This is a genomic window from Methylobacterium sp. HJ2 (genome assembly GCF_056431005.1).
The window spans coordinates 150721-173665 of record NZ_JBWJYM010000009.1 but is presented as its reverse complement, the minus strand read 5'-3'; the positions used below and the strand labels follow the sequence as shown (position 1 = coordinate 173665).

Here is a 22945-nt window from a genome sequence, read left to right as displayed (position 1 = left end):
CGCATGGGCCGGCATCGTCTGCGTCGGCACGCGCCAGCGAAGATCTGCCTGGGCCAACGCGCGCAACTTGATTGAAAGAGACCCGCGCCTCAACAGGATCGTCGTCGGCACGGCATTCTGTATAAAAGCGCTCATGTCTGATTCGCGGCGCGAAAATTCGCTCCCCGGCAGAACTCGGTCGCTCACGACTGAAGCGAGTGAATCCAAAAAATTGCACGTACTGGTTGCGCCGCCAGGCTGAGCGCGACGCTCATGATGCATTTTCCAAGAACAGATTTTGTTCATATAACCCCTGGTCTTCCGCTTTATCTCTTTTGATCGCGGAAAAACCGCATGCTCCGCTTGACCGCTTCATCGAATAAGCTTGTATCGATGTGTCGGCATCGAAATTCACTTTGCAAGGTGCATCCGACCTTGCGGGCCGCACTATAGGCATTGCACACATGAGCGAACCTGAGATTGAGAGATCGCGACTGATCAGGCTCACAGTCGACATCGTCTCGGCCTATGTCAGCAACAACCATCTCCAGATGGTCGAGATACCCAAGCTGATCGGCGACATTCACGGCGCGATCCAGGGCCTGTCGGCCGCCGTCGCTCTCGGCGACCAGGGCCCGGCCAAGGCCTCGGCTCAGGAGGTCAAGCGCTCCATCGCGCCGGACTACCTGATCAGTTTCGAGGACGGGAAGCGGTACAAGACGCTGCGACGGCATCTGTCCCTGCGCGACCTGACGCCGGAACAGTACCGCGCGAAATGGGGTCTCCCCGTCGATTATCCGATGACGGCCCAAACCTATTCCGCGCAGCGCTCCCAGCTCGCCCGTGCTCTCGGCCTGGGCCAGCAACGCCGCCGTCCCGTGTCGGCCCGGCAGCCGGTCATCGAGTCGGAGACTCAGGCGGTCAAAGCCGAGGCGCCGAAGGCACGGCGTGCGCGGCGCGCCGTCGAGGCCTAGGGCAGCCCTCGACGGCGCTCGCCGCACGCGCTGCCGAGGCGACTCGCGTCTGCCGCAATCGCGCGATAGAGCGCGCCGACGACCAGCGAACGGGTCGCCGGCCGCTCCTCCCAAGGCTGCCGGAGGCGTCGTGCGCCGTCGCGACCGGAGCCCCGCATGCCTCGAATTCTCTGCTCGTTCACCCGCGCCGCCGTGGCCGCCCTCGTGCTCTGCGGTGCGCCCGCCCGGGCCCAACCGGCGCATGAAGGTGCAGGCGAGCCGCGCAAGGCACCCGAGCCTTTCGCCAGCCGGGAGGGGTTCACCAAAACGGTTCCGGAGGGCCGCGGCGAGGTCCAGCTCTCCTTCGCGCCCGTCGTGAAGCGGGCGGCGCCCTCGGTGGTGAACGTCTACGCCTCCCATGTCGAGAAGCGCTCGGACGCCCGCTCCAACGCGATGGAGGAGTTCATGCGGCGCTTCTTCGGCGAGGATAACGGCGGCCGCGGACCGCGCGGGGAGCGGGCGCAGAAATCCCTCGGATCCGGCGTTGTCGTCGACGCCTCGGGGCTGATCATCACCAATAACCACGTCATCGACAACATGAACGAGGTTCGGGTGGCTCTCGCCGATCGGCGGGAGTTCGAGGCCACGATCGTTCTGCGCGATCCGCGCACCGACCTGGCGGTGATCCGGATCAAGGATCCGGCGGCCGGCGTCGTGCCGATGCCCTACGGCAATTCCGACGCGCTCGAGGTCGGCGATTTCGTGATGGCGATCGGCAACCCGTTCGGAGTCGGCCAGACGGTGACGCAGGGCATCGTCTCGGCGCTCGCTCGCACGCAGGTCGGTTCGTCCGACTACCAATTCTTCATCCAGACCGACGCGGCCATCAATCCGGGCAATTCCGGCGGCGCCCTGGTGGATCTGCAGGGTCGCCTCGTCGGCATCAACACGGCGATCTACTCCCAATCGGGCGGGAGCCACGGCATCGGCTTCGCGATCCCGGCCAGCATGGTGAAGGCGGTGGTCGACAGCGCCCGCAACGGCGCCAGCACCGTGCGCCGGCCCTGGCTCGGCGCCCGGGTGCAGACCGTCACGCCCGACATCGCCGAGAGCATGGGCCTCGACCATCCCACGGGCGTGCTCCTGGCGAGCTTGCAGGCCAAGAGCCCGGCCGACGAGGCGGGCCTGAAGCGCGGCGATCTGATCCTCACGGTGGACGGCCAGAACGTCGACGATCCGGAGGCGTTCGGCTACCGCTTCGCCCTCAAGGGGGTCCAGGGGCAGACCAAGTTCGGAATCCTGCGCGGCACCGGCCGGCTCACCGTCCCGGTCAAGCTGATGCCGGCGCCCGAGACACGCCCGCGGGATGTCCTGAAGGTGCGCACGCGCTCGCCCTTCCTCGGCGCGACCTTCGTCAACACCTCGCCGGCCGTGGCCGAGGAGATGCAGGTCGATTTTCCGAGCGAGGGCGTCGCCGTCCAGGCGGTCGACGACAATTCCATCGCGGCCCGCGCCGGGCTCCAGAAGGGCGACATGGTGGTGGCGATCAACGGGACGCCGATCAGCGCGACGAAGGATCTCGACCGGCTGACGCGCGCGCCGCTGAGCGCCTGGGAGGTCTCGATCAACCGGGGCGGCCAGGTGCTGACCTCCGTCTTCGGCGGCTAGCGCGGCGCGCGGCCGTCGCCGCCGCAACGATCCGTCCTGCGCGAGGTCCGGCTTGCCGCGAGATCGGGCTTGCGAAGGACGCGATCCGCAGTGTTGATGCGCCGATGTCCGATCTGTTCGCCGCGTCCGAGCCGGTTCCGAGCTCGCAGCCGGGACAAAGCCCCGATCCGCGCGCGCCGCGACCGCTCGCCGATCGGCTGCGCCCCGCCTCGCTCCACGAGGTCGTCGGACAGGAGCACCTGACCGGACCGGACGGAGCGCTGACGCGGCTGCTCCGCGCGAAGAGCCTCGGATCGCTGATCTTCTGGGGACCGCCGGGCACCGGCAAGACCACGGTGGCGCGGCTCCTTGCCCACGAGACGGACCTGCATTTCGAGCAGATCTCGGCGATCTTCTCGGGCGTGCCCGATCTGCGCAAGGTGTTCGAGGCCGCGCGCAAGCGCCGGGCCTCGGGGCAGGGCACCTTGCTCTTCGTCGACGAGATCCACCGCTTCAACCGGGCGCAGCTCGACGCTTTCCTGCCGGTGATGGAGGACGGCACGGTGACGCTCGTCGGCGCCACCACCGAGAACCCGTCCTTCGAGCTGAACGCGGCGTTGCTGTCCCGCGCCCGGGTGCTGCTGTTCCGCAGCCTCGACGATGCGGCGGTGGCCAAGCTGCTCGCCCGCGCCGAGGATCTCACCGCCCGGGCCCTGCCGCTCACCGAGGAGGCGCGCGGCGTGCTGGTGCGCATGGCCGACGGCGACGGGCGCGCCGCCCTGACGCTCGCCGAGGAGGTCTGGCGCTCGGCCCGGCCCAACGAGACGTTCGATGCCGAGAGCCTCCAGGTCATCGTGCAGCGCCGGGCGCCGATCTACGACAAGGCGCAGGAGGGCCATTACAACCTGATCAGCGCCCTGCATAAGACCGTGCGCGGCTCCGATCCGGACGCGGCTCTGTACTATCTCTGCCGGATGCTCGATGGGGGCGAGGACCGCCTGTTCATCGCCCGGCGCCTCGTCAGGATGGCGGTGGAGGATATCGGCCTCGCCGACCCGCAGGCGCTCGTCGTCGCCACCGCCGCAAAGGACGCCTTCGACTTCCTGGGCTCGCCCGAGGGCGAGCTGGCGCTCGCTCAGGTCACGGTCTACCTCGCCTGCGCGCCGAAATCGAACGCGGTCTACGAGGCCTACAAGGCCGCGACCCGGGTCGCCAAGGCCAACGGCTCGCTGCCGCCGCCGCGCACCATCCTGAACGCGCCGACGAAGCTGATGAAGCGCATGGGCTACGGCGAGGGCTACCGCTACGACCACGACGAGCCGGACGCCTTCTCGGGCCAGGATTACTGGCCGGAGCGCCTCGGCCGCCAGCAATTCTACGCGCCGACCGACCGCGGCATGGAGAGCCGCTACGCCGACCGCCTCGCCCATTGGGAACGCCTGCGGCGCGAGCGGCGCGGCGAGGAATAGGGTTTCGGGGATGGACGTGCTCTGGAAGGGCCTGATCGGCGGCCTCGTCACCGCGGCGATCGTGCTGGCCTCGCGCCGCGGCAATGTCCTGCCGGGCATCCTGCCGCTGGCCCCGACCTTCGCGGTCATCGCCATGCTGGCCGTCGGCGCGAAGGGGGACGTCGGCGCGTTCCGCGAGACCTGCCTCGCGGGCCTGCGCACGATCCCGGCCTATCTCGCCTTCCTCGGCGTGGCGTGGTGGCTCGGAGCCTCCGATTACCGCCTCGCGATACTCGGCGCGCTCGTTGCTTGGCTCGTCGTCGCCCTGGCGACCTTTCTGGCGCCGCGCTGGTTCTGAGGCTGGACCGGCGCGCGCGCAGCCTGTAGGGGAGCCGCCCCCTCCCAGCCTGCTCCGAAGGACAGAAGCCCGATGGCGGCCTGCGGCCTCGATTTCGGCACGTCGAACACCACCCTCGGGCGCGTCGTCGGCGGCCTCCCCCGGCTCGTGCCGCTGGAGGGACGCCATCTGACGATCCCGAGCGCGATCTTCTTCTCGCCCGGCCGGGATGCGGTGATCGGACGAGCGGCGACGGAGGCCTATGTCGAGGGCGTGCCGGGCCGCCTGATGCGGAGCCTGAAATCCGTTCTCGGCTCCGGCCTGATCGAGGAGACGACGCCGCTGGGTCGCGAGCGCCTGCGCTTCCGCGACGTGATCGGTCGCTACCTCGCGGCCGTGAAGGCGCGGGCCGAGGCGGAGGCCGGCGAGAGCTTCGACACGGTGGTGCACGGGCGTCCCGTCCACTTCGTCGACGGCGACCCGGAGGGCGACCGCAAGGCCGAGGTGACGCTCCGGCAGATCGCCGGGGAAGTCGGGTTCCGCCACGTCTCCTTCCAGTACGAGCCTATCGCCGCGGCGCTCGACTACGAGCAGGGCGTCTCCCGCGAGGAGATCGCGCTGATCGCCGATATCGGCGGCGGCACCTCCGACTTCTCGATCGTCCGCCTGTCGCCCGACCGCCACCGCGCTGCGGACCGGGGCGCCGACATCCTGGCGAACGACGGCGTGCGGATCGGCGGCACGGATTTCGACCGCCTGCTCAGCCTCGGCACCGTGATGCCCCTGATGGGGCTCGGCAGCCCGATGCGGCGGGGGGACCTCGCGGTGCCGAATCACTACTTCCACGACCTTGCGACGTGGTCGAGCATCAACCGGCTCTACAACCCGAAGACCCTGCGGGAGATCGAGGAGACGCGCCGGGACGCCGCGCGGCCCGAGCTGATCGACCGCCTCTACGGCGTGGTCGAGGGTGAGCGCGGGCACGGCCTCGCCATCGCGGTGGAGGGCGCCAAGATCTCGGCCTCCGACACGGGCGCGGCGGCTCTCGACCTCGGCTTCGTCGAGGGCGGCCTCCAGGCCCGGATCGACCGCGACAGCCTCGGCGCACAGACCGGCACGCTGGCCGAGCGGATCGCCGCGCGCGTCGGGCGCTGCCTCGCGCAGGCCGGACTTCCGCCCGACCGCATCGACGCCCTGTTCCTCACCGGCGGCTCGACCGGCCTGCCGCATGTGCGGGCCGCGCTCGCCGCCTGCCTGCCCGGCGCCCGGGTCGTCGAGGGCGACACCTTCGGATCGGTCGGGATCGGGCTGACCGTCGAGGCCGCACGTCGCGGGGCCTGAGAATCCGGTCCGCGCGAATTGTGGTCGCGGGGCCAGGGTGATAGCAGCGCTGGCATGACAGGAAAGCCACCCCATCGCGGCGGCCCCGGCAAAGGCGGCCGGGGCACGGCCCCGGGCAAGCCCGCCGGCTCGCGCGGCGCGTCGCGCGGCCCCAGGACCGGCGCTCAGCGCCCGGAGCGCGCCCGTACCGGCCCGCGCAGCAGCGCCCTCGACGCGGCCAAGCGCGCCGCGCAGCTGCGCGGTGACGAGACGAGAGGGCGCGCGCCATGGTCGCCGACCGCCCCGGCCGGGGAGGGCGCGGCCAAGCCCCGGCGGGAGGAACGTTCCCCGGGAGCCGACCGTCCGCCGCGGGCCGAGCGTCCTGCCCGCGCGGAACGTCCTGGACGCGCGGAACGTCCTGCGCGCGCAGAGCGGCCTCGGGCCGAGGCGCCGAGGGCTCCGGCCGCCTCACGGAGCGCCGCGCGTCCCGTCGCCGAGGAGACCCAGGGTCCGACCCGGCGCGAGCAGCGCGCGGCCGCCTCGGCGACGCTGGCCTCGGGCGTACAGACCCTCACGGTCGAGGCGGACGAGGCGGGCATGCGCATCGACCGCTTCCTCACCGCGCGCTTTCCCCAGCTGCCCTTTGCCCGCGTCCAGAGCATCGTGCGCAAGGGCGAGCTGCGGGTGGAGGGCAAGCGCGCCAAGCCGAACGACCGGCTCGAACCGGGCATGAGCGTGCGGGTGCCCCCGCTGAAGCTCGACCCGGTGGCCGAGCGACCGCGCAGTCCGGTGCGCGACCGCGACGACGCCGAGTTCCTGCGCTCGCTGATCCTCTACGAGGACGCGGACATGATGGTGCTGAACAAGCCCTTCGGCCTCGCGGTCCAGGGCGGCTCCGGCACCGTGCGGCACGTCGACGGTCTGCTCGAGGCCCTGACGGGACCGGACGGCCAGAAGCCCCGCCTCGTCCACCGCCTCGACAAGGACACGGCGGGCTGCCTGATCGTGGCGAAGACGCGCCTGGCCGCGGCGACGCTCGCCAAGAGCTTCCGCTCGCGCGCCGCTCGCAAGATCTACTGGGCGCTCACCGCCGGCGTTCCGCGCGTGCGCCAGGGCCGGGTCTCCACCTACCTCGCCAAGGAGGAGCCGACCGATGCCGACGCGCGCATGCGGGTGGCCAAGCACGGCGACGAGGGTGCCTCGCACGCGCTGACCTACTACGCCATGGTCGATCAGGTGGCGCAGAAGCTGTCCTGGCTCTCGTTCAAGCCGGTGACAGGGCGCACGCACCAGTTGCGCGCGCACGCAGCCCATATCGGCCACCCGATCGTCGGCGATCCGAAATATTTCGATGTGGAGAACTGGGCGCTCCCGGGCGGCATCCAGAACCGGCTGCACCTGCTGGCCCGCCGGATCGTGATCCCGCACCCGCGCACCGGCCGGCCGGTCGATGTCAGCGCGCCGCTGCCGCCGCACATGGCCCAGAGCTGGAACCTGCTCGGCTTCGACGCCGCCCGCTACGATCCGATCGTCGAAGCGCCGGAGGCCTGAACCGCGGCCGGACCTCTCGGGGCACCGGACCTTGGATCGGGACAGGACGCGAATCGGCTGACGGCATCGGTCGGGCCTCGCACATGCGCGCCCGAACTCCCTTGGCAGCGGTGCGCGCAGACCAATATCCTAGGGGCATCCGCGACCGGCGCGATTCCCGGTCGCACGCTCTCCGCGAACAGCTCGGCGAGATCCCACGGACATGAATTACGCGACGCTGGCCTGCCTCGCCGCCCTCGGCCTGATCGGATCGACCGCGCTCGCGCCGGCCCAGCAACCGGCCCCCTCCGCAACCCAGGCCGCTCCGACCCAGTCGGCGCCGGCGCAACCCCTTCCGGGCAAAGCTCCCGCCGCACAGCGGCCACAGCCGGCACCCCCTGCCCAGGCCGGGGCGCGGACGAGCGAGCCGGCCGCGGCGCCGGCCCCGACCGTGGGACGGACGAGTTCCGGCTCGACCCGGGCCGAGCGGCGGCGGCGCTCGTTCGCGGCCTGCAACCGCGCCTCGCACCAGCGCGGCCTGCGGGGCGGGCGGCGGCGGCGTTTCCTGATCCGCTGCCGCCTCGGCTACGAACGCACACGCCTGCCGCCCGCCGCCAGCGCCCCCGCATCGGCCAACCCCCAGCAGCCCGCCGCCCCACAACCCGGACGGCGCCCATGAGAGCCGGACGACGCGGGCGGGACGATCGAAGGATCGGGGAGCGGCGCGGCCGGAGCGCGGCGTGAAGCTCGTGGTCTTCGACGTCGACGGGACGCTGGTCGATAGCCAGCACCTCATCGTCGCTGCGCAGGGGGCCGCCTTCGCCGAGCACGGAATGCCGGCACCGGGGCGCACCGAGGCGCTCTCGGTCGTCGGCCTCTCGCTGCCGCAGGCGTTCCGCAGGCTCGTCGGCGATGACGGCCCGATCCAGGCGCTGGCCGAGAGCTACAAGCGCGCCTTCCAGGCGCTCCGGCTCGATCCGAATTACGAAGAGCCGCTGTTCCCCGGCATGGGCGATCTGGTCGCGCGCCTGCACGCGCGCCAGGATGTCCGTCTCGGCATCGCGACCGGCAAGTCGCGACGCGGCGTCGAGCACCTGATCGCGGTCCAGGGCTGGCAGGGCTGGTTCTCGACGACGCAGACGGCGGACGACGCGCCCTCGAAGCCCGACCCGGCCATGCTGCTGCAGGCGATGGCGGAAACCGGCATCGGACCGGAATCCACCGTGATGATCGGCGACACCTCCTACGACATGGCCATGGCCGTGGCAGCAGGCGCGGCGGCGATCGGCGTCGGCTGGGGCTACCACGTGCCCGGCGCGCTCTACGCCGCCGGCGCCGTCACGGTGGTGCCGGATGCCGCAGGCCTCGGCGCGCTGTTCACCGATCCGGCCTGACGCGGGGCCTCGCGTCCGCCCGCGCGATATCCTATCTGCGGCCCATGAGCGACGACGTGACCAAGGACTGGCTCGGCGACGAGCCGGAGCGCCCCGATCCGATGCGGGCGGTGCGCAACCAGACCCGGCCGCAGCTGCCGAAACGGTTCTACAAGGCGGCGGCCTACGAGGCGGCCGAGGGCGGGTACCGGCTGATCCTGGACGGGCGCCCGGCCCGTACGCCCGGCCGCAACAGGCTCGCGGTGCCGAGCGAAGCGCTCGCCGCCCGCCTCACTGCGGAGTGGGAGGCCCAGGCCGAGGAGATCGACCCGGCGACGATGCCGGTGACGCGCCTCGTCAACACCACGATCGACGGTGTCGCGCCGCGCCGCGATGCCGTGATCGAGGATCTCTCGGCTTATGCCGGCACGGACCTCGTCGCCTATCGGGCCGATGCGCCCGAGCGCCTCGTCGCGGACCAGGCACGGGCCTGGGATCCGGTTCTCGACTGGGCCCGCGATACGCTCGGCGCGCGCCTGATCCTCAGCGAGGGCGTCATGCACGTCACGCAGCCGGAGACCTCGGTCGAGGCCCTGCGCGCGGCGATCTGCGCCGTCGACAACCCCTACCGGCTGGCGGCGCTCCACACCCTGACGACGCTGACCGGCTCGCTCCTGATCGCGCTCGCCGTCCTGCACGGGCGGCTGACGCCGGCGGAGGCCTGGGCGGCGGCGCATGTGGACGAGACCTTCCAGGCCGACGTCTGGGGCCGCGACGCGGAGGCCGACGCGCGGCTCGCCCTGCGCTGGAGCGAGTTCGAGGCCGCCGCCACGGTGGCGGCGCTCGCGGGTTGAGGCCGGATCCGGGCGGCCTGCCGCAAAGTCCCGTTTTCGCGGGCGAAACCTTCGTGCTAAGGCCCCGTCATGGCCGACCGTCAAGCTCGCCCGAGAGCGGGTGACGGTGCGGCGACAACGCCAGCTCCAGCCCCGAGGCGCGACCCCATGAAGGACATTCTCGAGAAGCTTGAGCAGCGGCGCGCCCAGGCCCGGCTCGGCGGCGGCGAGAAGCGGGTCGAGGCTCAGCACAAGCGCGGCAAGCTCACCGCCCGCGAGCGCATCGAACTCCTGCTCGACCACGGCTCCTTCGAGGAGTTCGACATGTTCGTGCAGCACCGCTCCACCGATTTCGGCATGGAGAACCAGAAGATCCCCGGCGACGGCGTGGTCACCGGCTGGGGCACGGTCAACGGCCGCACGGTGTTCCTGTTCTCGAAGGACTTCACGGTCTTCGGCGGCTCGCTGTCGGAGACGCACGCCGCCAAGATCGTCAAGGTGCAGGACATGGCGCTCAAGATGCGCGCCCCGATCATCGGCATCTTCGATGCCGGCGGCGCGCGCATCCAGGAGGGCGTGGCGGCGCTCGGCGGCTACGGCGAGGTGTTCCGGCGCAATGTCCTGGCCTCGGGCGTGATCCCGCAGATCTCGGTGATCATGGGTCCCTGCGCGGGCGGCGACGTCTATTCGCCGGCCATGACCGATTTCATCTTCATGGTGCGCGACACGAGCTACATGTTCGTGACCGGACCGGACGTGGTGAAGACCGTGACCAACGAGGTGGTCACGGCGGAAGAGCTCGGCGGGGCCAAGGTCCACACCACCAAGTCCTCGATCGCCGACGGCTCCTTCGAGAACGACGTCGAGGCGATCCTGCAGATCCGCCGCCTGCTGGACTTCCTGCCCGCCAACAACATGGACGGCGTGCCCGAGATCGAGAGCTTCGACGACCCGCTCCGCCTCGACAAGTCGCTCGATACGCTGATTCCGGACAATCCCAACAAGCCCTACGATATGGGCGAGCTGATCCGCCGCGTGGTCGACGAGGGCGACTTCTTCGAGATCCAGGCGGCCTACGCCCGCAACATCATCACGGGGTTCGGCCGCATCGAGGGCCGCACCGTGGGCTTCGTCGCGAACCAGCCGATGGTGCTGGCCGGCGTCCTCGATTCGGACGCCTCGCGGAAGGCCGCGCGCTTCGTGCGCTACTGCGACGCCTTCTCGATCCCGATCGTGACCTTCGTGGACGTGCCGGGCTTCCTGCCAGGCACCGCGCAGGAATATGGCGGCCTGATCAAGCACGGCGCCAAGCTCCTGTTCGCCTACACCCAGGCGACGGTGCCGCTCGTGACCATCATCACCCGCAAGGCCTTCGGGGGCGCCTACGACGTGATGGCGTCGAAGCATGTCGGCGCTGACGTGAACTACGCCTGGCCCACCGCCCAGATCGCCGTGATGGGGGCCAAAGGCGCGGTCGAGATCATCTTCCGGGCCGAGATCGGCGACGCGGAGAAGATCGCCGCGCGCACCGCCGAGTACGAGGACCGCTTCCTCTCGCCCTTCGTCGCGGCCGAGCGCGGCTACATCGACGAGGTGATCATGCCTCACTCGACGCGCAAGCGCGTCGCCCGGGCGCTGAGCATGCTCCGCACCAAGGAGATGGAGCAGCCCTGGAAGAAGCACGACAACATCCCGCTCTGAGCGGCCGGTCAGCGCTCCGGCTCGGCCACGACGGTGGGCGGCGGCTCGGCCGGGGCGAAGATCGCCTCGAGCGGGCCGGCGTCTGACCCACCGGCCTCGCGCTCGGCCGCCACCGCGGCGACCGCGTCAGATGCGATCAGGCCGAGACCGGCCGCGTGCTCGGCCATCGCCACGCTGTCGGCGGCCAGCACGAAGCTGGCGCCCGCCCGGGTGACGGTCTCCGCGATGGCGGCGATCTCGGCGAGGCGCTTCGGGTCGGCCGAGATGTTGCGGATGTAGATCGCCCGCACGCGGCCGGGATTCTCGGCGACCACGGCCGCGTAGACCTCGGGATCGTGCTGGCCGCTGTCCCCGATCAGGACGAAGGGCCGGTCGTGGTAGAGCGCCAGCATGTGGGCGATCAGTACGCGCTTGTGATCCTCGGCCTTGCGCGGCAACGGATGCGTCCACGACAGGCCCCATTCGCGCAGGAACAGGATCGGCCCGGCCGGGATGGCGTGGCGGGTGAAGAACTCGCTCAGCACGTCGTAGAGGCCCCAGGGCGCCCGCGACACGTAGAGCATGGGGTTGTTCTCGTCCCCCGTGCCGCCCGCATGGAGCGCGCGGTAGAGCGTGGCGACGCCCGGGAAGGCGACGCGGCTCTCGGCATCCTCGACGAAGAGCCGCCACAGCATCAGGAGCTTGTTGGCGACGCCCGTGCGCATCACCGTGTCGTCGATGTCGCTGACCACCACGCAGCGGCTGCGCTGGGACGGGATGAACACCTCGGTGCGCGCCTCGACCACCGGATCGGCGTCGAGCACGAGATCGACCCGGTGCCAGGGCCCGTCGGCCGCGGGCGGAACGCGCGGGTTGAGATGGATGCGGAAGTAGCCGTCGGCGTCGGTCGCCACGCGCTGCTCGGTGCCGCAGAACCGGGCTGTGACCGCGGCGCCCGGGATGGTCCGGCGGGCGATGCGACGCCCGACGTCGCGCCAGAGGTCGCGCAGGCTGTCGCGGTCGGCGGACGGATCCGAGCGCGATTGCCGGAAGACCCGGCCGATCAGGAAGATCTCGTCGCAGGACCCGTAGCCGCGATAGGGCTCGAGCACGATGCCGCCGCGGCCCTGCGCCCGCCGCACCGGTCGCGTGAGCAGGCGCAGCGCCTTGACGCTGGCCCGATGCACCTTCGAACGCGCCATCCCGCTCCGCACTCCGCCTCAGATCCATGCATATGATCCGAGGCGGCGGAAAGTTCGGCGCTCAGGCCTCGAGGTGACGGCCGCGCACGAGGCGCCAGACCAGCCCGCCGCGCGGACCCGCCGCCATGGAGGCGAGGTAGAGCACGCCCGCCACGAGCACGATCGCCGGTCCGCTCGGCAGGTCGAGGTGATAGGAGACCGTGAGGCCGCCGAGGCTCGACAGCACGCCGATGAGCATGGAGACCGGGATCAGGCCACCGAGATCGCGCGCCCAGAACCGCGCCGAGATCGCGGGCAGCAGCATCAGGCCGACGGCGAGAAGCGTGCCCAGTGCCTGGAAGCCGCCGACGAGGTTGATCACGACGAGGCCCAGGAAGGCGTGGTGCACCGGACCGCCCGCCCGGCTGACCGTGCGGAGGAAGAGCGGATCGACGCACTCGATCACCAGCGGCCTGTAGAGCGCGGCGAGGCCGAACAGCGTGAGCGTGCCGATGCCGCCGAGCAGGAACAGCGCGTCGTCGTCGAGGGCGAGCACGCTGCCGAACAGGATGTGCAGCAGGTCGATCTGCGAGCCGCGCAGGGAGACGAGGAGCACGCCCGCCGCCAGCGAGATCAGGTAGAAGGCCGCGAGGCTCGCATCCTCCCGGATCACGGTGGAGCGGGTGACGAGCCCGGCGAGCAGCGCCACGAGCAGGCCGGCGACGAGGCCCCCGAGCGTCATCGCCGGAAGCGACAGCCCCGCGACGAGGAAGCCTGCAGCCGCACCCGGCAGGATGGCGTGGCTCATCGCCTCGGTCATCAGGCTCATCCGGCGCAGCATCAGGAACACGCCGAGCGGCGGCGCCGAGAGCGACAGGGCAAGGCAGCCCGCGAGCGCGCGGCGCATGAAGCCGAATTCGAGGAAGGGCGCGACCGGATCGATCATGCCGCGCTCCCGTGGCGATGGCCGGCATGGGGGTGGCCGGCACCTTGGCCGGCACCTTGGCCCGTACCAGGATGGACACCCGGATCGCCCGGCGGCGGCGCGTCATGGTCGTGCGGTTCGGCATGCGCGAGGGCGCCGTGCTCGTGCGCCGGCCCCTCGCAGATCCCGGCCGTCTCGTCCCAGGCCTCGGACAATCTCGCTGCGCGGGCGAGATTGGCGGGCGTCAGGACCGTCTCGGTCGGCCCCCACGCGACCGGCTCGCGCGCCAGGAGCAGCGTGCGCGGGAAATGCGCCCGCACCTGCCCGAGATCGTGCAGGGCGGCCACCACCGTGCGGCCCTGGATGTGCCAGAGCGCGATCAGGGCGAGCAGATCCTGGACGGTGCGGGCGTCGACGCCGGTGAAGGGTTCGTCCAGCAGGATCACCGGCGCGTCCTGCAGGATCAGGCGCGCGAACAGGGCGCGCTGGAACTGCCCGCCCGAGAGCGTCCCGATCGGGCGCTCCTCGAAGCCCGACAGGCCGACGGCCGCGAGCGCCGCGCGCACGGCGTCGCGCTGGCGCAGCAGGCTGCGCCAGGCGCCGCCCCGATGCCAGAGCCCCATGCTGGCGAGGTCGAGGACGCTGATGGGGAAGCTGCGGTCGATCTCGTCGGCCTGCGGCAGGTAGGCCCGCCCCGCGCGCGGCACGCCGTGCCGGATCGCGCCGTCCAGGCACGGGATCTCGCCGACGAGGCCCTTGAGCAGCGTCGATTTTCCGGCCCCGTTCGGTCCGACCAGAGCCAGCAGATCGCCGGTCTGGATGGTCCCGTCGAGATGGTGGATCGCGGGGTGCCGGTCGTAGCCCAGCGTCAGGCCGTCGAGGCGGAACGCCGGAGCGGCAGGCGCGGCGCTCACGCCGCCATCGCCCACAGGATCGCCAGCCAGAGCGGCACCGACAGGCCGGCGGCGAGCGCCAGACGAAGGGCCAGCCCGCTGCTGAACAGAGAGGGGCGGCTGGAAGACGGATGCGATGGGGGCACGGGCGCCGTAGCTGAGAAAGGCCTGCGGCCACGAGCGGTTTGCCGCGATCGGGGAGGCCGCCTATATCGGAGGGTGATACACTGTAACAGCGGCAGCGTTCAATCGCGTTCGCGCCGGCCGGTCTTCCCGGGGGATGGCATGCACGAGCACGGTGCGCACGACCACGATCACGGGGCTGGCGATGCGCCCCTCGACGTGCTCGCTCGCGCCGAGCGGCTCTGTCGCGAGCGCGACCTCCAGTTCACGCGTCTGCGCCGCGACGTGCTTGAGGCCGTGGCTGCGGCGCACGGGCCGCTCGGCGCCTACGACATCGCCGAGCGCCTGAGCACGCCGGGCCGCCGGATCGCCGCGGTCTCGGTCTACCGCGCGCTCGATTTCCTGACCGAGAACGGGCTCGTCCACCGGATCGCCAGCCGCAACGCCTTCGTCTCCTGCGCGCACGAGCATGCCGCCGAGGACGGCCTCGTCTTCCTGATCTGCCGCTCCTGCGGCGGGATCGGCGAGACGACCGCGCCCGAGGTCGAGGCCGGCCTGGGGCGGGCGCTCGCCCGGGCGGGCTTCACGCCCGCCAGCCGCATCCTCGAGGTCGAGGGCGAGTGCGGTGCCTGCCGGGATCGCCCGGCCGGGACCTGATCGCGCGGAGCCGGACCGCACGGGCTCGCCCGCTCCGTCCCGGCCCCTCGCATGCGCGGTCAGAACGCGTTCCGGTAGGCGCGCCGGGAAAACACCGTCCGGATCATGATCTGGATGTCGAACCAGATCGACCAATTGTCGATGTAGTGCAGGTCGTGGGCGACGCGCTGCTCCATGTCCTCGTCGGTCAGGGTCTCGCCGCGATAGCCGTTGGCCTGGGCCCAGCCCGTGATGCCGGGCCGCACGTTGTGGCGCCGGGCGTAGAGGGCGATGCGCCGCTCGAAGCTGCGGTCGTGCGCCAGGGCGTGCGGGCGCGGTCCGACGAGGGACATCTCCCCCTTCACCACGTTGATGAGCTGGGGCAGCTCGTCGAGGTTGGTCCGGCGCAACAGGGCGCCGATGCGGGTGATGCGCGCGTCGTGGCGGGTCGCCTGCCGGAAGGTGGCGTCCTGATCGATTCGCATGCTGCGGAACTTGAACACGCCGAAGGCCTGCTGATTGAAGCCGTAGCGGCGCTGGCGGAAGAAGACGGGGCCGGGGCTGTCGAGCTTGATCGCCACGGCGACGGCGGCGAAGAGCGGCGCCAGCATCACCAGCGCCAGCAGCGCGATGGTGAGGTCGAAGACGCGCTTCAGGAGGATCTCGGCGAGGTTCAGCGGACGGCGCCCGATATTGATCCCTGAGAGCCGGCCGACCCGGGTCACCTGCATGTCGGGGAACTGGTCGAGCACGGTGCCGGGACGCAGATGCAGCGCGGCCGGCACGCGCAGGAACGCGTCGATGCAGCGCTCGACCTCCGCCGCATCCGTCCAGGGGATCAGGATGAAGACATCGTCCGGGCGCAGGAAGCGGACCACCGAGACGGCGAGGTCGAGATCCTCGGCCATCTGCGCCTGGCGACCGATCGTGTCGGCATCGGGCGCGACCTGTCGCAGGTAGCTCGTCCCGATCACGCGCACGCCGAGGGTCTCCGCATCGTTGTTGGCGTAGAAGCGCGCGATATCCTCCTCGAAGCCGACGAGATGGACGCGGCTGACGGACGGCGAGGCCGGCGTGATGATCCGCCGGACGACGGACGCCATACGCACGCGGCAGATCATCACCACGGGCAGGCCCAGCACGAAGACCGTTCCGGCCACGAGCCGCGAGAAGTCGCTGGTCGTCTTGGTGGCGAAGCCGATCACCAGCATGACGGCCCACGCCGACAGCCAGAGCATGGCGGTCCGCTGGAGCTGCGGGCGCCGTTCGAGCAGGCTCTCGATGCGATAGAAGCCCCGGAGCCCGGTCATCGTCAGGAGCGCCAGGGCGAGCAGACCGGCAAGACGCATCCCGCGGTCGTCCTCGAGGGGAAAGGGCACCTTTCCGGCGGCCATGTTCACGCCGACCTCGACGAGGAAGGCCGTTCCGAAGACGGCGAGCAGATCGACGACGGCCACCGCGAGCGACAGGCCCAGGCGCGAGAGCGCGCGTCCGCGCTGGGGCATCAGGGCCGACCAGACGGCGCGACGTTGCCGAGGCATCGGGACCGGGTCGAAGGTCTCGGGTAGACGATGTTGAAACATCTTCCGCGCCTGTTCCGCTGGAACTGTGTCGAACCGGCACGCCATCGGCATTCCGATCCTGCTTCGCGGTATCTGGCAGCAAGCGACGGACCCCGGCGGCGGGGTCATCCCGGCACCCGCTGCTCGGGGAGCCCGTGGTATCGCGCGCGCCATACGGTGCCGGCGATCGCGCTGGCGGGCGGACTCGCAGTGCTGAGGATCTGCCTGCGTCCGGCGCGGGTGAGGCTTCAGCGGCGGGTCACGCGGCCTGCACCGCGATCGCGCGGGGATGCCCGGGTCGCCTCGTTCTCTCGGGCCACCGGTGCTGCGATCGCGACGCTGTGGCGAGCCGAGCGACGCTCACCGAAAGGGGCTCGCCCGTCGGACTTCCCATATCCTGTCGCTGCCGCGCGGTGCGCCTCGACGGGCGACGAACGGTTTCCGGCACTGCGATGCGGGCGTCTTCGTCGTTGCAATTCGTAAGTCTGCGCACCCTCCGCCCGAGGCGGACGCGGTGGCCTTAACGCCCGCGGCCTCGCGCGGCGGTATCACCGCCGCTCCGGAGCGGGCGCCGATCGGCTCGGGCCACGGGCCGATGAGAGGACCGGGTCCGGGGGGAACAGGCCCCGCAAGCTACGGCGAGCGGGCGAAGCCGGTCAGGGACCTGCAATCCGCGCAGCCGCGCATCGGGCTCGGCGCCGGCCTGCATTCCGGCTTCGCGTCCGGTCCCGGCGCACTCGGCGAGGTTGCGGACCGGCCAAGGCTCGCGCCGATCCGCTGCCGATACGCAACCCCGTCACGGATCGGGTTGCAGCCGTTCTATCGTTCGGTCTGTCCGCCCGCCGACCGGCGCTGGCCGGGGGGCGAGCAGGATCAGGCCGCCGCTTCGTCGGCGCTCACCAGGGTCTGGACGGACTCGAACCCCTCGAAATTCGGATGGCCGAGATAGAGCGGCTTCGTCGAGGGTGCGCGGCTATGCGCCTTCCGGAACTGTTCGGACCGGGTCCAGGCCTCGAAATCGGCCCGCGACCGCCAGACCGTGTGCGAGGCGTAGAGGATGTGATCCTCGGCTTCGGGGCCCTTCAGAAGCTGGAACTCGACGAATCCCGCCATCTCGCCGAGATGGCTGTCGCGCCCGAGCCAGACCTGCTCGAACTCGGTTGCCGCATCCTTAACCACTTTGAAGCGGTTCATTGCGATAAACATCGCGGTCTCCGTGCGTCCTCGCCACGGGGAGGAATTGGCCGCGCGGCGCGACGAGTCAACCGAGAGGTCAGCATTACACCCCGGGGGCGATTGGCAGCGACCCGCGCGGGCGGACATGGACTTCGGGTCCGACTTGAGCTTAAGAAATATGCGCTGCGAGCGAAACGCTTGAGTTCGACTGTCATCGCGCTCACCGAGAGCGAACCTCCGGTCCGGCGATCGAACGCGACCGGCGGGATGGCGGGGCGGAGGCGCCCCCCTTCGACCTCAAGGACGTATCGACGCAGCGAACGACTCGTAGAGGATAACCCTGGTCCGATGATGCCGAAACAAACGACCGACGTGGATCGCCTCGTCGGCATTCGCATCACAGCGTTGCGCAAGGCACGCGGCCTCAGCCAGACTGCGCTGGGCAATGCCGTCGGCGTCACCTTCCAGCAGGTCCAGAAATACGAGAAGGGCCAGAACCGCGTCGGTGCCGGCCGCCTGCGCGAGATCGCCCGACTGCTCGAGGTCCCCGTCTCCGCGTTCTTCGAGGATGAGGCCAATGCCGACGCGCCCCAGGAGGACGTGTTCGGTTTCCTGAGCGCGCACGGGGCGATCGAGCTCCTGCGGGCCTATGCGGCGATCCACGACGACCAGGTCCGGCGCGACGTCCTCTCGATCGTCCGGGCCGCCGCCCGGTTGTCCCAGGCCAAGGCGCAGGCTGCGGCCGAAGAGAGCGCCGCCAACTGAGCCTGCCTGCGCGACCGCCCGGATGGTCGCGCTATTCCGGTTCGGCCGCGATCAGGTGGAAGAAGCTGCCTGTCACCAGGCCGCGGCGATGCCCGCCGAAGCCGAGATCCGCTCCCTCCGAATCGGTGACGCGGGCAAGAGCCTGATCCGCCTGCGGCGGGGCGGTCGTCTCGCCCGCATAATGGAATTCATGCCCGACGAGGCGTGAGCCTGCCGGACCGAGGACGCCGTCGGCAACGAGGCGCGCGACCCGGTAGCCGAGATGCAGCCGCCGTTTGGCGTAGCTGGTGGCGACGGGCAGCAGACCGGCCATCGGGTGGACCACGCCGTCGGCATCCTCGAGGCTCTCACCGAGAACCATGTAGCCTCCGCACTCACCGTGGATCGGGCGCGTCTCGGCGAATCGCGCGAGGCCGTCGCGGAAGCGTGTCGCGTCCGTGAGACGCCCGGCATGCAACTCCGGATAACCGCCGGGCAGCCAGCACACGTCGCAATCGTCCGGCGGCGCCTCGCCGGCCAGGGGGGAGAATGCCACGAGCTCGGCTCCCGCCGCGCGCCATCCGGCTTCCTGGTGGGGATAGAGGAAGCTGAAGGCCGCGTCCGAGGCGACGGCGATCCGCTGCCCGGGTGGGCGGGGCAGGGCTCCCGACGGGGTCGGGAGCCGGCCGGCGGCGCAGGCGACGATCGCGTCGAGATCGAGATTGGCCTCGGCGAGATCGGCCAGCCGATCGAGACGCGCTGCGAGGTCCGCGGTCTCCCGCGCCTGGACGAGCCCGAGATGGCGCTCCGGCAGGGTCAGGCTCGGATCGCGTCCGAGAGCGCCGAGCACCGGAATGCCGATGCGGGCCATGCCGGCCTCGACCAAGCGACGATGGCGGGGGCTCGCGACCTTGTTCAGGATCACGCCGGCGACGCGGATGGCGGGATCGTAGCGGGCGCAGCCGAGCGCCACCGCCGCCGCCGATTGCGCGGCGCCCGAGACGTCGATGACGAGCAGCACAGGCCAGCCGTAGCGCGCCGCGATGTCGGAATTCGCTCCCGTCCGCTGCTCGGCGGCACGCACGCCGTCGAACAGCCCCATCGAGCCCTCGGCCACCACGAGCTCGGCTCCGGACGCGACCTGCCCGGCCACGGCATCGAGCAGGGCGGGCCCCATGGCGAAGCTGTCGAGGTTGAAGCTCGGGTGTCCCGTCGCCGCGCAATGGAAGGCGGGGTCGATGTAATCGGGTCCGCATTTGGCGCCGCGGACCCGAATCCCGCGGCGGGCGAGGGCCCGCATCAGGGCGAGCGTGACCGTCGTCTTGCCGGAGCTAGATCGCGGCGCGGCGATCATCAGGCCCGGGACGCTCATCGCGCACCCTCCGACGCGACGGCGCCGCCCGGCCTGAAACGACGGTCGTAATCGGGGGCGTAGAGGGCACTGTCGCGGAATTCCGCCGGGTCGAGGGCCGGCCCGACGAGGATCAGAGCGGTGCGTTCGAGGCCAGCCTCCGCGACGCGCGCCGGGAGATCGGCCAGGCGGCCCTCGATCACCCGCTCGTCCGGCCACGTGGCGCGGAACACCACGGCGGCCGGGCAGTCCGCGCCGTAGTACGGGATCAGCTCGGCGACGAGGGCCTCCACAACGTGGATCGAGAGGTGCAGCGCGAGGGTGGCGCCGGTCTCGGCGAAGGTCGCGAGCCGCTCGCGCTCCGGCATCGCGCTGGCGCGGCCCGACGATCGGGTGAGCACCACCGACTGGGTGAGGCCGGGCACCGTGAGTTCCCGGCGCAGCACGGCCGCTGCGGCGGCGAAGGCCGGCACGCCCGGCGTGACGGTGTAGGCGATGCCGAGCCGGTCGAGCCGACGCATCTGCTCGGCCAGCGCGCTCCAGATCGAGAGATCGCCCGAGTGCAGCCGGGCGACGTCCTGGCCGAGCCGGTGGGCGGTCTCGATTTCGGCGACGATCGCGTCGAGGTCGAGGGGTGCCGTGTCGACGATCCGGGCGCCCGGCGGGCACCAGCCGAGGATCTCCGGGGCGACGAGGGAGCCCGCGTAGAGGCAGACCCGGCAGGCGGCGATCCGGTCGCGTCCCCGGACGGTGATGAGGTCGGCGGCACCCGGGCCGGCGCCGATGAAATGGACGGTCATGAGGTTTCCGAGGGGCGCAACCGGTCAGCGGCGTGCCGCATCCCGGGGCTGTGACCGAAATCCGAGCCGCGGTCGATGGCGATCGACGCGAGGGCGCAGGTTGCGCCCGCGCTCGCGATCCGCGGCAGGGCGAGCGTCCCGTCGGGCCCGGAGGCGGCGAGCGCCGCGGCCTCCGCGACCGAGCCGACGCCGCGCAAGGCCTCGATCCGGGCCGAGCGGGTCATCACACGGGCATTCGCCGCTGCGAGGGCCTCCGGGCCGAGAGCGAGCGGCACCAGCCCGAACCGGGCCGCAGCCGCGGCGAGCGCCGGTTCTGACGCGCGATCGGCGGGCGCCGCGACGGCGACCAGAGCAGCGGGCTCCCGACCGACCGCGGCCAGCGCGCGGCGCAGCAGGTCCGCGATCTCCTCCGGCCCGGTCCCCTTGCGAAACCCGATCCCCGCGACGAGCGCACCGCTCCGGCCGACGGCGCTCATCGGCGCGTCCACGTCCATTGCGTCACCGGCATCGCGCTGCGCCAGCCGTGCAATCCGCCGACGGGATCGGCGCGCGCCACGGAGATGCGGCGCAGCGCGCCGCCGTGTCGATGGAACGCATCGAGCAGGGTCGCCTCGCCCTCCAGGGTCACGGCGTTCGCCACGCAGCGCCCGCCCGGTCCGAGGGCCTCCAGCGCCGCGGCGATCACACCGGGCTCGGAGACCCCGCCGCCGATGAAGACCGCATCGGGCCGCATCAGGCCCGCGAGAGCGGCCGGGGCCCGGCCGACGACGACCGCGAGATCGGGCACGCCCAGGGCGGCGGCGTTGCGCCCGATCCGCTCGGCCCGGTCCGCCCGAACCTCGACCGCGACGGCGCGGAGGCTCGGATGGCGCAGCATCCACTCGATCGCGACGGAGCCGGCGCCGCCGCCGATATCCCACAGGCGCTCGCCGAGCCGGGGAGCCAGCGCCGCGAGCGTCACGGCCCGGATCTCCGCCTTGGTGAGCTGACCGTCATTCTCGAAGCAGGCGTCGGGCAGCCCGGCGCTCAGCGCGATGGAGCGCGCCTCGGCGCCGCCCTCCAGCGCGATCGCCAGGGTGTTGAGCGGATCGATGCCGTCGAGGTCGAACCCCGCGGCCGAGGCGTCCCGGATGCGCTCGCGCGGGCCGCCCATCGCCTCGAGGACGATCAGCCGCGAGGCGCCGAATCCGCGCTCGGTGAGCAGGGCGGCGACCTGCGCGGGCGTGGTCTCGTCCCACGACAGGACGAGCAGGCGCGCCCCGGGCTGGAGGTGGGGCAGGATCCGCGGCAGCGACCGGCCGTGCAGGGTCAGGCAGCCGCACTCGGCGAGCGGCCAGCCGAGGCGGGCGCAGGCGAGGCTGAAGGCGGATGGCTGCGGAAAGGCCCGGAACTCCGAAGGCCCGATGAGCCTGGCGATCTCGGCGCCGATGCCGTAGTGGAAGGGATCCCCCGTCGCCAGGATGCAGGTCGGCCGTCCGCGCCGGGCGAGAATCTCCGGATAGGCCGCGTCGATCGGACTCGGCCAGGCCCGGGTCTCGGCCGAGAGCGGGCCCGCGAGCGCGAGGTGACGGCGCCCGCCATAGACCACCTCCGCCGCGTCGAGGGCAGCGGCGGCGGCCGGGCTCAGACCCGCGCGGCCATCCTCGCCGATGCCGACGATCGCGAGCCAGGGACTCGACGTCGGCTCAGTGTCGCGGGACAAGGCGGCCATGCGGATCCTCATCCTCGGGGGCACCGGCGAGGCGCGCGCGCTCGCCCGCGGTCTCGCCGGACGTCCAGGCCTCGACGTCACCCTCTCGCTCGCCGGACGGACCGCCGCGCCCGAGGCGCAGCCCGTCCCGACCCGCACCGGCGGCTTCGGCGGCGCCGAAGGGCTCGCGGCCTTCCTCAGGACGGCGGAGATCGCTTGTCTCGTCGATGCGACGCATCCCTTCGCGGCCGTGATCTCGCGCAACGCCGCGCGGGCGGCCGCGCTCACCGGCATCCGGCTCCTGGCGATCCGTCGCCCGCCCTGGCAGCGCGAGCCCGGCGACCGCTGGGTGGATGTCGGCAGCGTGGCGGAGGCGGCCCTGGCGATCGGGCCCGCACCGCGGCGCGTCTTCGTCACGGTCGGGCGCAACGAGATCGCGGCCTTCTCGGCCGCTCCCCAGCACGCCTATCACGTCCGCACCATCGAGCCGATCGGGGATGCCCTCCGGGTTTCGAATGTGCAGGAGATCCAGGCCCGGGGGCCCTTCGATCTCGCAGCCGAAACGGCCTTCCTGCGCGAGGCCCGCATCGAGGTGCTGGTGAGCAAGAATGCGGGCGGCCCGGCGACCTACGCCAAGATCGCTGCCGCGCGCGCGCTCGGCATCGGCGTGGTGATGGTGCGCCCGCCGGAGAAGCCGTCCGTGGAGGCGGTGGCAGGGCCCGAGGAGGCTCTGCATCGCCTGCTGAGGGCCTGATCCGGCCGCT

21 protein-coding genes are annotated in these 22945 nt (G+C 71.6%); 12 read left to right on the top strand and 9 right to left on the bottom strand.

Annotated features, from left to right (window positions below; all coding sequences use genetic code 11):
* The first annotated feature begins 443 nt into the window (after positions 1-443).
* From ACS5RC_RS21005 to ACS5RC_RS20965, 9 genes are all read left to right on the top strand, one after another.
* Entirely contained in the window at positions 444-953 is a 510-nt protein-coding gene (locus tag ACS5RC_RS21005) for a Ros/MucR family transcriptional regulator (protein WP_478345857.1), read from the top strand.
* A gap of 156 nt (positions 954-1109) precedes the next feature.
* Positions 1110-2600 carry a Do family serine endopeptidase gene (locus ACS5RC_RS21000; RefSeq protein WP_478345856.1) on the top strand — a complete coding sequence of 497 codons (1491 nt, stop codon included), beginning with the start codon at positions 1110-1112 and terminating at the stop codon, positions 2598-2600.
* A 104-nt stretch (positions 2601-2704) separates the two neighbouring features.
* Positions 2705-4048: a replication-associated recombination protein A gene (locus ACS5RC_RS20995; RefSeq protein ID WP_478345855.1), complete on the top strand. Its 1344-nt coding sequence runs from the start codon at positions 2705-2707 to the stop codon at positions 4046-4048.
* Between the two features lie 10 nt (positions 4049-4058).
* The gene (locus ACS5RC_RS20990; protein ID WP_478345854.1) at positions 4059-4385 is read left to right on the top strand and encodes a GlpM family protein; all 327 of its coding nucleotides are present in this window, start codon (positions 4059-4061) and stop codon (positions 4383-4385) included.
* 72 nt (positions 4386-4457) lie between these two features.
* Positions 4458-5705 (top strand): Hsp70 family protein, encoded by a 1248-nt coding sequence (locus ACS5RC_RS20985; RefSeq protein ID WP_478345853.1) that lies wholly within the window; start codon positions 4458-4460, stop codon positions 5703-5705.
* A gap of 54 nt (positions 5706-5759) precedes the next feature.
* Complete coding sequence (locus tag ACS5RC_RS20980) at positions 5760-7235, top strand: RluA family pseudouridine synthase (RefSeq protein WP_478345852.1); 1476 nt, start codon at positions 5760-5762, stop codon at positions 7233-7235.
* 719 nt (positions 7236-7954) lie between these two features.
* Entirely contained in the window at positions 7955-8608 is a 654-nt protein-coding gene (locus ACS5RC_RS20975; RefSeq protein WP_478345851.1) for an HAD-IA family hydrolase, read from the top strand.
* A gap of 44 nt (positions 8609-8652) precedes the next feature.
* Positions 8653-9441 carry an ATP12 family chaperone protein gene (locus ACS5RC_RS20970; protein ID WP_478345850.1) on the top strand — a complete coding sequence of 263 codons (789 nt, stop codon included), beginning with the start codon at positions 8653-8655 and terminating at the stop codon, positions 9439-9441.
* Between the two features lie 147 nt (positions 9442-9588).
* Positions 9589-11121: an acyl-CoA carboxylase subunit beta gene (locus ACS5RC_RS20965; protein WP_478345849.1), complete on the top strand. Its 1533-nt coding sequence runs from the start codon at positions 9589-9591 to the stop codon at positions 11119-11121.
* Positions 11122-11129: 8 nt separating this feature from the next.
* Here ACS5RC_RS20965 and ACS5RC_RS20960 read toward each other — a convergent pair whose 3' ends face one another.
* The 3 genes from ACS5RC_RS20960 to ACS5RC_RS20950 form a co-directional block, all read right to left on the bottom strand.
* Positions 11130-12302, bottom strand: coding sequence for an App1 family protein (locus ACS5RC_RS20960; protein WP_478345848.1), 1173 nt, complete (start codon positions 12300-12302; stop codon positions 11130-11132).
* Positions 12303-12363: 61 nt separating this feature from the next.
* Positions 12364-13227, bottom strand: coding sequence for a metal ABC transporter permease (locus ACS5RC_RS20955; protein WP_478345847.1), 864 nt, complete (start codon positions 13225-13227; stop codon positions 12364-12366).
* Positions 13224-14120 carry a metal ABC transporter ATP-binding protein gene (locus ACS5RC_RS20950; RefSeq protein WP_478345846.1) on the bottom strand — a complete coding sequence of 299 codons (897 nt, stop codon included), beginning with the start codon at positions 14118-14120 and terminating at the stop codon, positions 13224-13226. The genes ACS5RC_RS20955 and ACS5RC_RS20950 overlap by 4 nt, the downstream gene beginning before the upstream one ends.
* 264 nt (positions 14121-14384) lie before the next feature.
* Between ACS5RC_RS20950 and ACS5RC_RS20945 the strand changes: the two genes are divergently transcribed.
* Positions 14385-14879: a Fur family transcriptional regulator gene (locus ACS5RC_RS20945; RefSeq protein ID WP_478345845.1), complete on the top strand. Its 495-nt coding sequence runs from the start codon at positions 14385-14387 to the stop codon at positions 14877-14879.
* Positions 14880-14938: 59 nt separating this feature from the next.
* Here ACS5RC_RS20945 and ACS5RC_RS20940 read toward each other — a convergent pair whose 3' ends face one another.
* Positions 14939-16441: an undecaprenyl-phosphate glucose phosphotransferase gene (locus tag ACS5RC_RS20940; protein ID WP_478345844.1), complete on the bottom strand. Its 1503-nt coding sequence runs from the start codon at positions 16439-16441 to the stop codon at positions 14939-14941.
* A gap of 852 nt (positions 16442-17293) precedes the next feature.
* Complete coding sequence (hmuQ, locus tag ACS5RC_RS20935) at positions 17294-17626, bottom strand: heme-degrading protein HmuQ (RefSeq protein ID WP_478345843.1); 333 nt, start codon at positions 17624-17626, stop codon at positions 17294-17296.
* Positions 17627-17944: 318 nt separating this feature from the next.
* Here hmuQ and ACS5RC_RS20930 point away from each other — a divergent pair, with 318 nt between their 5' ends.
* Positions 17945-18361 carry a helix-turn-helix domain-containing protein gene (locus ACS5RC_RS20930; protein ID WP_478345842.1) on the top strand — a complete coding sequence of 139 codons (417 nt, stop codon included), beginning with the start codon at positions 17945-17947 and terminating at the stop codon, positions 18359-18361.
* 31 nt (positions 18362-18392) lie between these two features.
* Here the strand turns inward: ACS5RC_RS20930 and ACS5RC_RS20925 are convergent, their stop codons facing one another.
* Genes ACS5RC_RS20925 through cbiE form a run of 4 tightly spaced genes read right to left on the bottom strand, consistent with a single transcriptional unit; the run spans position 18393 to position 22202 of the window.
* Entirely contained in the window at positions 18393-19712 is a 1320-nt protein-coding gene (locus ACS5RC_RS20925) for a cobyrinate a,c-diamide synthase (protein ID WP_478345841.1), read from the bottom strand.
* A complete protein-coding gene (cobM, locus tag ACS5RC_RS20920) occupies positions 19709-20491 on the bottom strand; it encodes a precorrin-4 C(11)-methyltransferase (protein WP_478345840.1) in 783 nt (260 codons plus the stop codon). Before cobM ends, ACS5RC_RS20925 begins: the two co-directional genes overlap by 4 nt.
* Complete coding sequence (locus tag ACS5RC_RS20915) at positions 20488-20967, bottom strand: cobalamin biosynthesis protein (protein ID WP_478345839.1); 480 nt, start codon at positions 20965-20967, stop codon at positions 20488-20490. The genes cobM and ACS5RC_RS20915 overlap by 4 nt, the downstream gene beginning before the upstream one ends.
* Complete coding sequence (cbiE, locus tag ACS5RC_RS20910) at positions 20964-22202, bottom strand: precorrin-6y C5,15-methyltransferase (decarboxylating) subunit CbiE (RefSeq protein ID WP_478345838.1); 1239 nt, start codon at positions 22200-22202, stop codon at positions 20964-20966. The genes ACS5RC_RS20915 and cbiE overlap by 4 nt, the downstream gene beginning before the upstream one ends.
* Between cbiE and ACS5RC_RS20905 the strand changes: the two genes are divergently transcribed.
* Positions 22201-22935 carry a cobalt-precorrin-6A reductase gene (locus ACS5RC_RS20905; protein ID WP_478345837.1) on the top strand — a complete coding sequence of 245 codons (735 nt, stop codon included), beginning with the start codon at positions 22201-22203 and terminating at the stop codon, positions 22933-22935. The two genes, cbiE and ACS5RC_RS20905, sit on opposite strands and share 2 nt — an antisense overlap.
* Positions 22936-22945 lie beyond the last annotated feature (10 nt).